Consider the following 14284-nt stretch of genomic DNA (forward strand, 5'->3'; position numbering starts at 1 on the left):
TCGCTTCGCTGGTGACGGAATCGCTGGTGCCGGGCGCTTAGGATCGGGGCATGGCTGCGGAAGATCCGGCGTGCGCGGTGGCGCACGGCGCGAAGGGTTCGCCGGCGCAGACGCGGACGCTGGTTGCCGTGTTCGCCTCACCGGTCGCGGAGTTCCTGCTGCGCTACGGCGAGGACCTCGGATACCGGACGGTGCTGTACGACCCGGACCCGTCGCGAGCGGTTCCGGGCGCGACGGCCGAGTTGCCGGATCTGGACGAGGACACCGACGTCGTGGTGACCGACCACCACCGGCCCGAGCTGGGTGCCGCGCTGCGGGACGTGCTGGCGCGGCCGGTGCGCTGGGCCGGGGTGATGGGCAACCCGCGGCACGAGGGCCCGCACGTGGCGGCGCTGCGCTCGCTGGGCGTGCCGGAGGCCGACATCGCCCGGGTGCACCGTCCGATCGGCCTGGACATCGGCTCACGCCACCCAGCCGAAATCGCGATCGCGACACTGGCCGGCCTGATCGCGGACCGCAACAACCGTCCCGGCGGCTTCTTCACCCGCTGACCGGCCGGGGCCCCGCGCCCCCCCCGACGACCCCGCGCCCGCCGCGGGGCGCGCGGCCGGGAAGTTCGCGCGGGCCGCGCGCGCCGGCCGGCGCGACTCACGCCCGCCAGCAATCCGCGCGGCACCCCCGGAGGCGACGGCGCGCCTCGCGCGCCCGACGGCGTGCCTTGCGCGCCCGGCCGCGCCTTGCGTGGCGAAGATCGATCCCACCCGCGACCCCGGAACTCACGCGCCAGAGCCAAAACTCCCGCGGCGAGTGCGGAACTCGCGCTCCTGAATGTGGAACTCACGCGGCGAGCGCAGGACTCGCGCTCCTGAATGTGGAACTCGCGCGGCTGAGCGCGGGACTCGCGTGCCTGAATGTGGAACTCGCGCGGCTGAGCGCGGGACTCGCGTGCCTGAATGTGGAACTCGCGCGGCTGAGCGCGGGACTCGCGTGCCTGAATGTGGAACTCGCGCGGCTGAGCGCGGGACTCGCGCGGCCGAGCGACCTTGCGCGAGTCCCACCTTCGTGACCGCGAGTCCCACCTTCGTGGCCGCGAGTTCCCCGTTCGCGGGCGCGAACTGCCCGCTCCGCGGCGCGGGTTCCGCACGCGGCCGCGAGCGCGGAACTCGGCTCAGCGCAGTGCCGCCCGCGCCGCGGCTCCGGCGCTGCCCACGTCCAGATCCACCGTCACGAACTCGCCGTCCGCCCGGCCCCGCTCCGTCACCGCGAGCCCGATCAGCGCCAGCTCGGCCGCGAGGTCGCGCAGCGCCCACTGCTCCGGCGTCTCCGCCCCCACTGGCTCGGTCTCGTCGCGCTGCCACGCGGCCACGGCGGCCTCCGCGAGCGCGCGCGGCAGCCGGACGGTGATCCGGTGCTCCCCGATCGCCGTGCCGATCGCCGCCAGCACCTCCGCATCCTCGCGGTAGCGCGAGTACTGTCCGGTCATCCCGTGAGAATAGGCAACACACCGCCGCCCGCGCTGGTGAATTTCAGGCGTACGCGGCGGCCAGGTTCTCCGGCAGCGGGTCGTACCGCGTGTGCCGCCGGGTGAACGTCGCCGTGCCGGAGCTCAGCGAACGCAACTCCGTGGTGTACCGCAGCAACTCGGTCGCCGGCACCTCGGCGCGGATGACGCTCCGCCCACCACCGACCGACTCGGTGCCCAGCACCCGGCCCCGCCGCGAGGACAGGTCGCCCAGCACCGCGCCCAGGTACTCGTCGGGCACCCGCACGTCGACCTCGTCCAGCGGTTCGAGCAGCACGACCCGCCCGTTCGCGGCGGCCTCCTTCAGCGCCAGCGCGCCCGCGGTCTGGAACGCCGCGTCCGAGGAGTCCACGCTGTGCGCCTTGCCGTCGACGAGCGTCACGCGCACGTCGACCACCGGGTAGCCGGCCACCAGCCCGCGCTGCAGCTGCGCCCGCACCCCCTTCTCCACGCTCGGGATGAACTGGTGCGGGATCGCCCCGCCGACGATCCGGTCCACGAACTCGAACCCGGCGCCACGCGGCAGCGGCTCGACCTCGATGTCGCACACCGCGTACTGGCCGTGCCCGCCGGACTGCTTCACGTGCCGCCCGTGCCCCTTCGCCGGGCCGGCGAACGTCTCGCGCAGGCTCGTCTTGACCGGCTCGGTGTCCACTTCGGCCCCACCGGCCCGCAGCCGCGACAACACGACGTCCGCGTGCGCCTCGCCCATGCACCACAGGACCAGCTGCGACGTCTCGGCGTTGCGCTCCAGCCGCAGCGTCGGGTCGCCGGCCACGAGCCGGGACAGGTTGCGCGCCAGGGCGTCCTCGTCGCTGCGGTTGCGGGCGACCACGGCCACCGGCAGCAGCGGCTCGGGCATCGGCCACGGGCGCATCAGCAGCGGGTGGTCGGGGGAGGAGACGGTGTCCCCGGTCTCGGCCGAGCCGACCTTGGTCAGCGCGCACAGGTCGCCGGCCACGCAGTAGGGCACCTCGCGCAGGTTCGCACCCAGCGGCGAGTACAGGTGCGCCACGCGCTCGTCGGTGTCGTGGTCCTCGTGGCCGCGCTCGGCCAGGCCGTGCCCGGACACGTGCACCGGCCGCTCGGGCCGCAGCGTCCCGGAGAACACCCGGACGAGCGACACGCGCCCGACGTAGGAGTCCACCGCGGTGCGCACCACCTCGGCGGCCAGCGGCCCGTCGGGATCGGTGTTCAGCTCCGGGTGCGGCGCGCCGTCGGGCGTGGTGACCGGCGGCAGCTTGTGCTCCAGCGGTGACGGGAACGCGCGCACGATGCCGTCGAGCACCTCCGCCAGGCCCACGCCGGTGGTCGCGCACACCGGGATGACCGGGTGGAACGACCCGCGGGCGACGGCCGTCTCCAGGTCCGCGATCAGGGTGTCCTCGCTGATCTCCTCGCCGGCGAGGTAGCGGTCCATGAGGGTCTCGTCCTCGCTCTCGGCGATGATGCCCTCGATCAGCTCGTTGCGTGCCTCGGTCAGCCGCTCCAGGTCCTCGGGCGAGGGATCGGTCAGCCGCGGCGGGAAGCCCTGCGAGTAGTCGTAGCGGCGACGGGTGATCAGCCCGACCAGGCCCGGCTCCGGCCCGCTCGCCGGCAGGTACAGCGGCAGCACGCCGGCGCCGAACGCGTCCTGGCACGCGGCGATCTCGCCCTCGGGGTCGGCGCGGTGGTGGTCCAGGCGCGAGACGATCACGGCGCGGGGCATGCCCACGGCGGCGCACTCCTCCCAGATGGCCACCGTCGCCGGGTCGACGCCCTCGGCCGAGCACACCACGAACAGGGCGGCGTCGGCGGCGCGCAGCCCGGCGCGCAGCTCGCCCACGAAGTCGGCGTACCCCGGGGTGTCGATCAGGTTGATCTTGTGGCCGGCGTGCATCACCGGCGCCACCGACAGCCCGACCGAACGCTGCTGACGCACGGCCGCCGGGTCGTGGTCGCAGACCGTGGTCCCCTCCACAACGGAACCGGCCCTGGTCACGGTGCCGGACACCGCGAGCAGGGCCTCGGTGAGGGTGGTCTTGCCGGATCCCGAGGGACCCACCAGGACCACGTTGCGGACCTTGACCGGGTCGTCCACAGCGACCGCGGCTCCGGTGTCGGCGGTGCGGGTTTGCTTGTCGGCCATGGCGGGCTCCCCGGGGGCGACGCTGTCTACAGGTGTGTCCTCGATCACACACCCGGGGAGCATGGTCCGGCAAGCCCGCGGGGTCAGGTTGCGCCTGCGGGGCGAAAAGTGGACTGCTGAGATCGCGGCGAACTGGCCTGGGGGAGCGGTCCACCAGAACCTAAACTGGACGTCGAACCCCTTCGTGTTTTCGTGAAAGGCGTCCTGTCGTGTCCGAAGTTCAGTCCAGCAGTTCCGCCGCGCCCGGGCGGGGCACCGCGCGTGTCAAGCGTGGGATGGCCGAGATGCTCAAGGGCGGCGTGATCATGGACGTCGTCACCCCCGAGCAGGCGAAGATCGCCGAGGATGCCGGCGCGGTGGCCGTGATGGCGCTGGAGCGGGTGCCCGCCGACATCCGCGCGCAGGGCGGGGTCGCGCGGATGAGCGACCCGGACCTCATCGAGGGCATCATCGGCACGGTGTCCATCCCGGTGATGGCCAAGGCGCGCATCGGCCACTTCGTCGAGGCGCAGGTGCTGCAGTCGCTCGGGGTGGACTACATCGACGAGTCCGAGGTGCTCACCCCGGCCGACTACGCGAACCACATCGACAAGTGGGCGTTCACCGTGCCGTTCGTGTGCGGGGCGACGAACCTGGGCGAGGCGCTGCGCCGCATCAACGAGGGCGCCGCGATGATCCGCTCCAAGGGCGAGGCCGGCACCGGCGACGTGTCGAACGCGACCACCCACATGCGCAAGATCCGCGCCGAGATCCGGCGGCTGACGTCGCTGCCCGAGGACGAGCTGTACGTGGCCGCCAAGGAGATGCAGGCGCCGTACGAACTGGTGCGCGAGGTCGCGGAGAAGGGCAAGCTGCCGGTCGTGCTGTTCACCGCCGGCGGAATCGCGACCCCGGCCGACGCGGCGATGATGATGCAGCTCGGCGCCGAGGGCGTGTTCGTCGGATCGGGGATCTTCAAGTCGGGCGACCCGGCGAAGCGCGCCGAGGCGATCGTGAAGGCCACCACGTTCCACGACGACCCGGACGTGATCGCGAAGGTGTCGCGTGGCCTCGGGGAGGCGATGGTGGGCATCAACGTGGACGAGGTGCCGGAACCGCACCGCCTCGCCGAGCGCGGCTGGTAGGCGCGCTCGGCGAGGCGGGGGTGCTCGCTCGGCGGGTGCCTCCGCTTGGTGGGTGCCTCCGCTTGGTGGGTGCCTCCGCTTGGTGGGTGCCTCCGCTTGGCGGATGCTCCGCTTGGTGGGTGCGTTCGCTTGGTGGGCGCCTTCGCTTGGTGGGGTGCTCGCTTGGCAGGCGCCTTCGCTTGGTGGGTCCGTTCGTTTGGCGGGTGGGTTCGCCTGGCGGGTGCGTCAGGCGGGGGTGCACTCACGAGTGGACCCCTCGTGGCCTCATGACTGGCCCTCTCGCTCGGCGGCGAGCCGGTGGACACCTCGTGCGGCGACGACCGTGCCAGTCGTGCGCGCACGACTGGCCTCTTCGCCCGGGCGCGAGTGGTGCTTCTCGTGTGAGCACGAGAGTGCCACTTGGGCGGGTGTGAGAGTGCCACTCGTGCGGCTGTGAGTGGGCAGCTCTTGGTGCGCGAGAGTGCCTGTCGTGTGGGTGCGAGTGGCGCCTGCGCGAGTGGGCGTGTCGTGGCGAGCGAGAAGGTCTGTCGTGGGCTCGTGACTGGTCCTTTCGCTCGGCGGCGAGCCACTGGGCATCTCGTGCGGCGGCGACTGTGCCAGTCGTGCAGGCACGAGTGTGCTTTTCGCCCGGGCGCGAGTGGTGCTTCTCGTGCGGGCGCGCGCGAGTGCGGGTCGTCTGGGTGTGGGAGTGCAGCTCGTGTGGGGGTGGCTGGGCCGCTCGTGTGGGCGTGACTGGGCGGCTCGTGCGGGTGCGGGAGTCCCGCAGGTGTCGGCGCGAGTGAGCCGCTCGTGTGGGTGTGAGAGTGCCACTCGTGCGCGCGTGAGGGGGCCGTTCGTGCGGGTGCGAGGGTGCCACTCGTGTGGGCGCGAGAGTGCCGTTCGTGCGGGCGCGGCTGGCGATCGTGCGGCTGGCGATCGTGCGGCTGGGCATCTCGTGGCGGGGTGAGTGGGCCTCTCGTCAAACCCGCGACTGGACCCGCCGCGAGGTAGCACGCCGGGGCGGCCGCCCGCGGAACGAAACCCACCGAGGGGCCCTCGCCCACCCGGCGAGGCCCGCGGCGGAATACAGTAATCACGAAGCGTTTCAGGAGGTCAGGTGTCCGCGGTACCGCAGATCGGCGTGCTCGCGCTCCAGGGGGACGTCCGGGAGCACGCCGCCATGGTCGAGCGCGCCGGCGGGCGCGCCGTCACCGTCCGGCGGGCGTCCGAGCTCGCGGCCGTCGACGGGCTCGTCCTGCCCGGCGGGGAGTCCACCACCATGTCGCGCCTGCTCGAGACCTTCGAGCTGCTCGGCCCGCTCCGGGAGCGGCTCGCCGCCGGAATGCCCGCCTTCGGCTCGTGCGCGGGCATGATCCTGCTCGCGAAGCAGGCCCTGGACGGCCGCCCCGACCAGCACCAGCTCGGCGCGCTCGACGTCATCGTCCGGCGCAACGCCTTCGGCCGCCAGGTCGACTCCTTCGAGGAGGACCTGGCCTTCGACGCCCTCCCGGGCGGCCCCCTGCACGCGGTCTTCATCCGCGCCCCCTGGGTGGAAAAAGCCGGCGACGGGGTCGAGGTCCTGGCCACGGTGCCCGCGACCGAAACGACCGGCGCTAGGATCGTCGCGGTCCGGCAGGGGCCGGTGCTCGCCACGGCCTTCCACCCGGAGCTGACCGGGGACGATCGGGTCCATCGCCTGTTCGTGCAGATGGTGCGGGACGCGGCGACGACGAGCGAGACGGAGGAGAGATGAGCGGCCACTCCAAGTGGGCCACCACGAAGCACAAGAAGGCCGCCCTCGACGCCAAGCGTGGCAAGCTGTTCGCGAGACTCATCAAGAACATCGAGGTCGCCGCGCGGACCGGCGGGGGCGACCCCGAGGGCAACCCCACCCTCTACGACGCCATCCAGAAGGCGAAGAAGAACTCGGTCCCGCAGGACAACATCGAGCGCGCCCGCAAGCGCGGCGCCGGTGAGGAAGCGGGCGGCGCGGACTGGCAGACGATCAACTACGAGGGCTACGGCCCCAACGGCGTCGCCGTGCTGATCGAGTGCCTGACCGACAACCGCAACCGCGCGGCCGGCGAGGTCCGCACCGCGCTGACCCGCAACGGCGGCTCGCTGGCCGACCCGGGCTCGGTGTCGTACCTGTTCAACCGCAAGGGCGTGGTGATCATGCCCAAGAACGACCTGTCCGAGGACGACGTCCTGATGGCCGTCCTCGACGCGGGCGCCGAGGAGGTCAACGACCTCGGCGACAACTTCGAGATCGTCTCCGAGGCCACCGACCTGGTCAACGTCCGCAAGGCGCTGCAGGACGCCGGCTACGACTACGAGTCGGCCGACCCGACGTTCCTGCCGTCGGTGAGCGTCCCGCTCGACGCCGAGGGCGCCAAGAAGGTCTTCCGGCTGATCGACGCGCTCGAGGACTGCGACGACGTCCAGAACGTCTACGCCAACTTCGATGTCTCCGACGAGGTGCTCGAAGAAGTCGGCGCATAACACCCGCGCGTCCCAAGGCCCTCCGGCGCAGCCGCACCGGAGGGCCTTGTCGTGCAAGAAGAATTTTCCACCACCGGGGGCTGTGCCGCCGCCACCCGCGTACGGCAGAATGCCGCCCGTGACCGAGACCCTCGCGCCCGAAGAATCCGAGCTCCTCGAGTGGATCGTCAACCAGGCCGAAACCCGCGGCAACGCGGTGATCTCCGTGGCGGGCGACGATTCCGGGGCCGGGTACGCGTTCACGGCGTGCGTGTGGGCGCTGCACGAGGTCCCCGAGGCCGTCGTCGTCGGGCTGCCCGAGCAGATGGCGCCGGTCCTGCTCGACGCCTACGTCGACCGCGCCGCCAACGGCGAGGAGTTCGTGCCGGGCAAGGTCTACGACGACTTCTTCGAGGGCGTGCCGGTCACCTTCGAGCGCGTCGCCAAGGGCCACTACCTCGAGTACTTCGGCAGCGCGTTCCTGGTCTACCCGGACGGCGACTTCCCGGCGGTGCAGATCATCGTCGCCACCCCGGACGGGCACTGGCCGTGGAGCGCGGGCGCGCCCGAGGGCTTCGCCGGCTGGCAGCCGGTGCTCACCGAGAGCGGCGCGCCGGAGAGCTGGACCCCGGGCGTCGACGGTCCTTAATGGACGATCATCCGCCCCGGCGCGTCCTGCCGGGGCGGCGCCGCCCGGCGCGGTAGCCTCACCTCGAACGCGTGTTCGGCGGCAGGAGGGTGATCGGTGCGAGTGCTCGGCGTGGACCCCGGGCTGACCCGGTGCGGGCTCGGCGTGGTGGACGGGGGCACCGGCCGCACCGTCAGCTGCGTGGCCGTGGACGTCGTCCGCACCCCGGTCGACGACACCCTGGAACGGCGCCTGCTCGCGGTCTCCGACGCCGTCGAGCGCTGGCTGGACACCTACCGCCCGGAGGCCGTCGCCATCGAGCGCGTCTTCAGCCAGCACAACGTGCGCACCGCGATGGGCACCGCGCAGGCCGGGGGAGTCGTGGCGCTGGCCGCCGCCCGCCGCGGGCTGCCGGTCGTGTTCCACACCCCCAGCGAGGTCAAGGCCGCCGTCACCGGCAGCGGCCGCGCGGACAAGGCGCAGGTCACCGGCATGGTGACCCGGCTGCTCGGGCTCGCGAGCGCGCCCCGCCCGGCCGACGCCGCGGACGCCCTCGCGCTGGCCATCTGCCACCTGTGGCGCCAGCCGATGCGCGACCGCCTCGCCGAGGCCGAGGCCCGCGCGGCCGAATTCGCCCGCGCGCACCAGGCCCGGCTCGCCGCGGCGGCGAAGGCGGCCAATACCGTGTCGGCGGCGGTTCCGCGCCGGACGAAGGCGCGGACACCAGGGAAGGGAGTGCGGGGATGATCTCCTCGGTCCGGGGCGAGGTGCTCTCGGTCGGGCTCGACCACGTCGTGGTGGAGGTCGGCGGGGTCGGCCTCGCGGTGCAGGCCACGCCGTCGACGCTGGCCACGCTGCGGCGCGGCGAAGAGGTCCGCCTCTACACCTCGCTGGTGGTGCGCGAGGACTCGCTGACCCTGTTCGGCTTCGCCGACGCCGAGGCCCGCGAGCTGTTCGGCCTGCTGCAGACCGTCTCCGGCATCGGCCCGCGGCTGGCGCTGGCCGCGCTGGCCGTGCTCGACCCGGACAAGCTGCGCACCGCGCTGGCCGAAGGCAACATCACCGTCCTCACCCAGGTCCCGGGCATCGGCCGCAAGGGCGCCGAGCGGCTCACCCTCGAACTGCGGGACAAGGTCGCCGCGGCCGGCGGGAGCGCCGAGACCACCGCGGCCCCGGCCGCCGGCGCCGTGCGCGCCGAGGTCGTCGAGGCCCTCACCGGGCTCGGGTTCCCCGCCAGGCAGGCCGAGCAGGCCGTGGAGAAGGTGCTGGCCGCGGGCGGGGCCGACACCACCCCGGCCGTGCTCCGCGCCGCCCTGAGCACCCTCGGGCGCAAGTGAGGCTGCTGACGCGTGCACGATGACGAGGTGACCGAGCACCCGGCGGACGAGACCCTCTCCGCGCTGCCCCAGCTGGGCGAGCGCGAGATGGAGACGACGCTGCGCCCGAGCCGGCTGAGCGAGTTCATCGGCCAGCCCCGGGTGCGCGAGCAGCTGGAACTGGTGCTGGAGAGCGCCCGGCGGCGCGGCGTCCCGCCGGACCACGTGCTGCTGTCCGGCCCGCCCGGCCTGGGCAAGACGAGCCTGGCGATGATCGTCGCGGCCGAGCTGGACGCCGCCATCCGCATCACCTCCGGCCCGGCCCTGGAACGCGCCGGCGACCTCGCCGCGATGCTGTCCAACCTCGCCGAGGGCGACGTGCTGTTCATCGACGAGATCCACCGCATCGCCCGCCCCGCCGAGGAGATGCTCTACCTGGCGATGGAGGACTTCCGGGTCGACGTGGTGGTCGGCAAGGGCCCGGGCGCCACCAGCATCCCGCTGGAGATCGCCCCGTTCACCCTGGTCGGCGCCACCACCCGCTCCGGTGCGCTGACCGGCCCGCTGCGCGACCGGTTCGGCTTCACCGGGCAGATGGAGTTCTACGCCGACCACGAGCTCGACCAGGTGATCCGGCGCTCGGCGAAGATCCTGGACATCGAGATCGACGCCGAGGGCAGCGCGGAGATCGCCCGCCGCTCCCGCGGCACGCCCCGCATCGCCAACCGGCTGCTGCGCCGCGTCCGCGACTACGCCGAGGTGCGCGAGGACGGCCGGGTCACCCTGGCCGTCGCCCGCGCCGCGCTGGCCGTCTACGACGTCGACGAGCTGGGCCTGGACCGGCTCGACCGCGCCGTGCTCGAGGCGCTGGTGCACTCCTTCGGCGGCGGGCCGGTCGGGGTCTCCACGCTGGCCGTCGCGGTGGGTGAGGAACCGGCGACGGTCGAGGAAGTCTGCGAGCCCTACCTGGTGCGCGCGGGTATGCTCGCGCGCACCCCGCGTGGCCGGGTCGCGACGGCGAGTGCCTGGGAACACCTGGGTCTGCGCCCACCGCCGCGCCCGGACCAGGCAGGGCCTACCCTGTTCGACTAACCGGGTGCAGGCCTGGTCAGTGGCGCCTGGCACACTCGAAAGAGCACATCCGGACAAATAGGTGCGACGGCCGGGGGCCGTGACACCGAATGGAGAATCATGGAACAGCTTTTCCTGCCGTTGCTGCTCATGCTCGTCGTGGCGATCCCGCTGGTGATGGGCACCCGGAAGCAGAAGCGTGCCGTGCAGGAGCAGCAGAAGCTGCAGAGCAGCCTGTCCGAGGGCGACCGGGTGATGACGACCTCCGGCCTCTACGGCACGGTGGCCGACACCAGCAACGACACCACGATCGACATCGAGATCGCGCCCGGTGTCGTGACGACGTGGCTGCGCCAGGCGGTGCGCGAGAAGGTCGCGCCCGAGGTGGCCGACGAGATCGAGACCGACGAGGCCGACGTCGTCGAGACCGCCGAGGTCGCCGACACCTCGGACACCACGGTGGCGCCCAAGGTCCAGGCCGACGAGAAGACCGCTGCTCCCTCGCTGGAGAGCGAGAAGAAGTAGCCCGGCGAGGGCAGCACCCCGGCGTCCGACGGTGGCGCCGGGGTCAACGCCGCGTTCACAACGCGGCGAGTAGTGTCTGCGTACCGCCGCGTAGGCGGCACGAGTTCCCGCGTAGCTGACCGTCGAGGAGAACGACCACCGTGGCACCACCGGCCGGGCGGATCCGCCCGGGACGCTATCTCGGCTTCTTCGTCCTGATCGTGGTCGTGCTCTACGCCCTGGTGTTCTTCACCGGCGGCGGTAAGCCCACGCCGAAGCTGGGCATCGACCTGCAGGGCGGCACACGGGTGACGCTGAGCGCCCGCACCCCGGACGGCTCGGCGCCCTCGCGCGAGTCCCTCAACCAGGCCCGCCAGATCATCGAGACCCGCGTGAACGGGATCGGCGTCAGCGGCACCGAGGTGATCCTCGACGGCAGCAACATCGTCATCACCGTGCCCGGCGAGCAGGGTGACCAGGCCAAGAAGCTCGGCCAGACCGCCCAGCTCGGCTTCCGCAAGGTGCTCGACGCGCAGACCGTGACCACCCCGCCGGTCGTGCCGCCCCCGGGCCAGGGCGACGATCCGGCCGCGATCCAGCAGGCCAAGGCCGCCCGCCAGGCCGCTGACCTGGTGACCGGCAGCGGCGACACGCTCGCCGCCGGCCCCGCGGCCGCGCAGGCGCTGGCCGCGTTCACCTGCTCCACGCAGGACCCGCTGCGCGGCAACGACGACCCGAACCTGCCGCTGCTCGCCTGCGACCAGACCGGCACCGAGAAGTACCTGCTCGGCCCGGTGTTCCTGAAGGGCACCGAGATCGACAACGCGATGTCCTCGGCGCCGGCGCAGAACAAGCCCGGCTGGACGGTCGACCTGTCGTTCAAGTCCGAGGGCCGCCAGACCTGGGCCGACTTCACCACCAAGAACATCGGCCAGCGCGCCGCGTTCGTGCTCGACACGCAGGTCGTGTCGGCGCCGACGATCCAGAGCGCGATCCTGGACGGCAACACCCAGATCAGCGGCAACTTCACCCAGGCCCAGACCAAGGACCTCGCGGACATCCTGAAGTACGGCTCGCTGCCGCTGTCGTTCACTTCCTCCGACGCCACCACCGTGTCGGCCACACTCGGCCTGGCCTCGCTCAAGGCGGGCCTGATCGCCGGCGGCATCGGCCTGGCGCTGGTGTTCGTCTACTGCCTGGTCTACTACCGGCTGCTCGGGGTGCTCACGGTCGTCTCGCTGGCGCTGTCCGGCCTGATCGTCTACGCGGTCCTGGTCCTGCTCGGGCGCTGGATCAACTTCACCCTCGACCTCGCCGGGGTCGCCGGGTTCATCATCGCCATCGGTGTCACCGCGGACTCGTTCGTGGTGTTCTTCGAACGGCTCAAGGACGAGATCCGCGAGGGCGGGCGCAGCTTCCGCTCGGCGGTGCCCCGCGGCTGGGTGCGCGCCCGGCGCACGATCCTCGCCTCGGACGCGGTCATGTTCCTCGCGTCCGCGGTGCTCTACGCCATCGCGGTCGGCGACGTCCAGGGCTTCGCCTTCACCCTGGGCATGTCGACCGTGCTCGACCTGATCGTGGTGTTCCTCGTGACGCACCCGCTGGTCGTGCTGGCGTCGAAGTCGAAGTTCCTGTCCCAGCCGAAGCTCACCGGCCTCGGCGGCGTGCAGACGCTGGCCGCGCAGCGCCGGTCCGCGCGCAAGGTGCCCGCCGGCGCGGGCGCGAAGGAGTCCTGACGTGGCAGACGAGCCGAACACCCCGAGCACCGACGCCGCGCCGGCCACGAAGAAGGCCGGTAAGGAGAGCGTGTTCCACCGCCTCTACGTCGGCACCGGCGCCTTCGACATCGTCGGCAAGCGCAAGCGCTGGTACCTGTTCTTCGCCGTCCTGATGCTGGTCTGCATCGCCTCGATCGGCATCAAGGGCTTCAACCTCGGCATCGAGTTCGAGGGCGGCACCCAGATCCAGATGCCCGCGCGCGGCGCGAACGGCCCGATCACCGCCGACGCCGCCAAGCAGGCGTTCGCCGACGCGCTCGGCGAGCAGGCCGACTCGGCGCAGACGGTCGGCGTCGGCGACGCGGCCACCGTCGAGCTGCGGTCCGACACCCTGGACGCCGACCAGGTCGCCAAGGTCAAGCAGACCCTGTTCGACCAGCTCAAGCCGATCGGCAGCAACGGCCAGCCCAGCGTGCAGGCCATCAGCGACAGCGCGGTGAGCGCGTCCTGGGGCCAGGAGATCTCCCAGCAGGCGCTGATCGCGCTCGCCGTGTTCATGGTGCTGGTGACCGTGTTCCTCGCGGTCTACTTCGAACGCTGGATGGCGGTCACCGCGCTCATCGCGCTGGTGCACGACATCCTCGTCACCGCGGGCATCTACTCGCTCGTCGGGTTCGAGGTCACGCCGGCGACGGTGATCGGCCTGCTGACGATCCTCGGGTTCTCGCTCTACGACACCGTGGTGGTGTTCGACAAGGTCAAGGAGAACACCCGCGGCATCCTCGGCCTGACCCGCCGCACCTACGCCGAGACCGCGAACCTGGCGCTGAACCAGACGCTGATGCGCTCGATCAACACCTCGGTCATCGCGCTGCTGCCGGTGCTGGGCCTGCTGGTCGTCGGCTACGTCCTGCTCGGCTCCGGCACGCTGCAGGACCTCGCGCTGGTGCAGCTGAGCGGCATGCTCGCCGGTGTGCTGTCGTCGCTGTTCCTGGCGACCCCGCTGCTGGTCGACTTCAAGATGCGCGACCCGAAGTACAAGCAGCAGGCCGACCGGGTCCGCGCGCGCCGCGCGAACCAGGCGCGCAAGGCCGCCGAGCGCGACGAGGACTTCGACGCCAGCGACGACGAGGCGCTGGGCGCCGAGCTGCGCAAGGAGAAGGCGTACGCGGCCGCGGCGAGCGTCCCGGCGCGCACCCCGAAGGCGCAGCCGCGGCGCGGGCGGCCCTCGGGCAAGCGGAAGCGCTGACGTGGACCTGGAGCGTGCGCTCGGCCTGATCGCCGAGGTCCCGGACTTCCCGGAGCCGGGCGTGCTGTTCCGGGACCTGTCGCCGCTGTTCGCCGACGCGGACGGGTTCGCGGCGGTGATCGACGCGCTGGCGGCCACGGTCGACCCGGGCACCGACGTGCTGGCCGCGGTCGAGGCACGCGGGTTCCTGCTCGCCGCGGCCGTCGGCTACGCCCGCGCGATGGGCGTCGTGCTGGTGCGCAAGCCCGGCAAGCTGCCCAGCGTCGCGGGGCGGGTGGACTACGCCCTGGAGTACGGCACGGCGTCGCTGGAGCTGCCCTCCGGCGTGGTGCGGCCGGGGCAGCGGGCCGTGGTGGTCGATGACGTGCTCGCCACCGGCGGCACCGTCGCCGCGGCCTGTGAGCTGCTGGAGAAGGCGGGCGCGACGGTCACCGGCGTGTCCGTGGTGATGGAGCTGGCCGCCCTCGACGGGCGGTCGGCGCTGGCCGGCCGGAAGGTCAGCTCGCTCCTGGTCACCTGACCGTTCGGCGCGCGAGCGCGGCGGTCGGCGCGGCTGGGAACAAC

14 protein-coding genes are annotated in these 14284 nt (G+C 72.4%); 12 read left to right on the forward strand and 2 right to left on the reverse strand.

Features of this window, described 5'->3' with window-relative positions; genetic code table 11:
* Positions 1 to 50: 50 nt before the first annotated feature.
* Positions 51 to 551: an XdhC family protein gene (locus L1857_RS17195; RefSeq protein ID WP_094007137.1), complete on the forward strand. Its 501-nt coding sequence runs from the start codon at positions 51 to 53 to the stop codon at positions 549 to 551.
* A gap of 617 nt (positions 552 to 1168) precedes the next feature.
* Here L1857_RS17195 and L1857_RS17200 read toward each other — a convergent pair.
* On the reverse strand, positions 1169 to 1483 hold the full coding sequence (locus L1857_RS17200) for a hypothetical protein (protein ID WP_094007139.1): 315 nt from the start codon (positions 1481 to 1483) through the stop codon (positions 1169 to 1171).
* Between the two features lie 43 nt (positions 1484 to 1526).
* Positions 1527 to 3650, reverse strand: a complete 2124-nt coding sequence (locus L1857_RS17205) for an elongation factor G-like protein EF-G2 (protein WP_249465598.1) — start codon at positions 3648 to 3650, stop codon at positions 1527 to 1529.
* A 209-nt stretch (positions 3651 to 3859) separates the two neighbouring features.
* Here L1857_RS17205 and pdxS point away from each other — a divergent pair, with 209 nt between their 5' ends.
* The 11 genes from pdxS to L1857_RS17260 all read left to right on the forward strand — a co-directional run bounded on the left by pdxS (position 3860) and on the right by L1857_RS17260 (position 14240).
* Entirely contained in the window at positions 3860 to 4774 is a 915-nt protein-coding gene (gene pdxS / locus L1857_RS17210) for a pyridoxal 5'-phosphate synthase lyase subunit PdxS (RefSeq protein WP_094007143.1), read from the forward strand.
* Between the two features lie 1096 nt (positions 4775 to 5870).
* On the forward strand, positions 5871 to 6506 hold the full coding sequence (gene pdxT / locus L1857_RS17215) for a pyridoxal 5'-phosphate synthase glutaminase subunit PdxT (RefSeq protein ID WP_116111777.1): 636 nt from the start codon (positions 5871 to 5873) through the stop codon (positions 6504 to 6506).
* Positions 6503 to 7255, forward strand: coding sequence for a YebC/PmpR family DNA-binding transcriptional regulator (locus L1857_RS17220; protein WP_094008396.1), 753 nt, complete (start codon positions 6503 to 6505; stop codon positions 7253 to 7255). The genes pdxT and L1857_RS17220 overlap by 4 nt, the downstream gene beginning before the upstream one ends.
* A gap of 109 nt (positions 7256 to 7364) precedes the next feature.
* Entirely contained in the window at positions 7365 to 7883 is a 519-nt protein-coding gene (locus L1857_RS17225; protein WP_094008395.1) for a DUF4262 domain-containing protein, read from the forward strand.
* 96 nt (positions 7884 to 7979) lie between these two features.
* A complete protein-coding gene (gene ruvC, locus L1857_RS17230) occupies positions 7980 to 8609 on the forward strand; it encodes a crossover junction endodeoxyribonuclease RuvC (protein ID WP_116111773.1) in 630 nt (209 codons plus the stop codon).
* Positions 8606 to 9199, forward strand: a complete 594-nt coding sequence (gene ruvA, locus L1857_RS17235) for a Holliday junction branch migration protein RuvA (RefSeq protein ID WP_116111770.1) — start codon at positions 8606 to 8608, stop codon at positions 9197 to 9199. The genes ruvC and ruvA overlap by 4 nt, the downstream gene beginning before the upstream one ends.
* Positions 9200 to 9286: 87 nt before the next feature.
* Positions 9287 to 10270: a Holliday junction branch migration DNA helicase RuvB gene (ruvB, locus tag L1857_RS17240; RefSeq protein ID WP_233157495.1), complete on the forward strand. Its 984-nt coding sequence runs from the start codon at positions 9287 to 9289 to the stop codon at positions 10268 to 10270.
* 99 nt (positions 10271 to 10369) lie between these two features.
* Positions 10370 to 10774 (forward strand): preprotein translocase subunit YajC, encoded by a 405-nt coding sequence (yajC, locus tag L1857_RS17245; RefSeq protein ID WP_094008392.1) that lies wholly within the window; start codon positions 10370 to 10372, stop codon positions 10772 to 10774.
* A gap of 140 nt (positions 10775 to 10914) precedes the next feature.
* A complete protein-coding gene (gene secD, locus L1857_RS17250; RefSeq protein ID WP_094008391.1) occupies positions 10915 to 12489 on the forward strand; it encodes a protein translocase subunit SecD in 1575 nt (524 codons plus the stop codon).
* Position 12490: 1 nt separating this feature from the next.
* Positions 12491 to 13720, forward strand: a complete 1230-nt coding sequence (gene secF, locus L1857_RS17255; protein ID WP_249465601.1) for a protein translocase subunit SecF — start codon at positions 12491 to 12493, stop codon at positions 13718 to 13720.
* 1 nt (position 13721) lies between these two features.
* Entirely contained in the window at positions 13722 to 14240 is a 519-nt protein-coding gene (locus L1857_RS17260; RefSeq protein ID WP_116111765.1) for an adenine phosphoribosyltransferase, read from the forward strand.
* Positions 14241 to 14284 lie beyond the last annotated feature (44 nt).

Source organism: Amycolatopsis thermalba, from assembly GCF_023376025.1.
In the GTDB taxonomy this organism is placed as follows: domain Bacteria; phylum Actinomycetota; class Actinomycetes; order Mycobacteriales; family Pseudonocardiaceae; genus Amycolatopsis_E; species Amycolatopsis_E thermalba.

Bases quoted from the DNA above. Each gene is read 5' to 3' on its own strand.
- L1857_RS17195 (WP_094007137.1), top strand. From the start codon at position 51: ATGGCTGCGGAAGATCCGGCGTGCGCGGTGGCGCACGGCGCGAAGGGT.
- L1857_RS17200 (WP_094007139.1), bottom strand. From the start codon at position 1,483: ATGACCGGACAGTACTCGCGCTACCGCGAGGATGCGGAGGTGCTGGCG.
- L1857_RS17205 (WP_249465598.1), bottom strand. From the start codon at position 3,650: ATGGCCGACAAGCAAACCCGCACCGCCGACACCGGAGCCGCGGTCGCT.
- L1857_RS17220 (WP_094008396.1), top strand. From the start codon at position 6,503: ATGAGCGGCCACTCCAAGTGGGCCACCACGAAGCACAAGAAGGCCGCC.
- L1857_RS17225 (WP_094008395.1), top strand. From the start codon at position 7,365: ATGCCGCCCGTGACCGAGACCCTCGCGCCCGAAGAATCCGAGCTCCTC.
- ruvA (WP_116111770.1), top strand. From the start codon at position 8,606: ATGATCTCCTCGGTCCGGGGCGAGGTGCTCTCGGTCGGGCTCGACCAC.
- ruvB (WP_233157495.1), top strand. From the start codon at position 9,287: ATGGAGACGACGCTGCGCCCGAGCCGGCTGAGCGAGTTCATCGGCCAG.
- yajC (WP_094008392.1), top strand. From the start codon at position 10,370: ATGGAACAGCTTTTCCTGCCGTTGCTGCTCATGCTCGTCGTGGCGATC.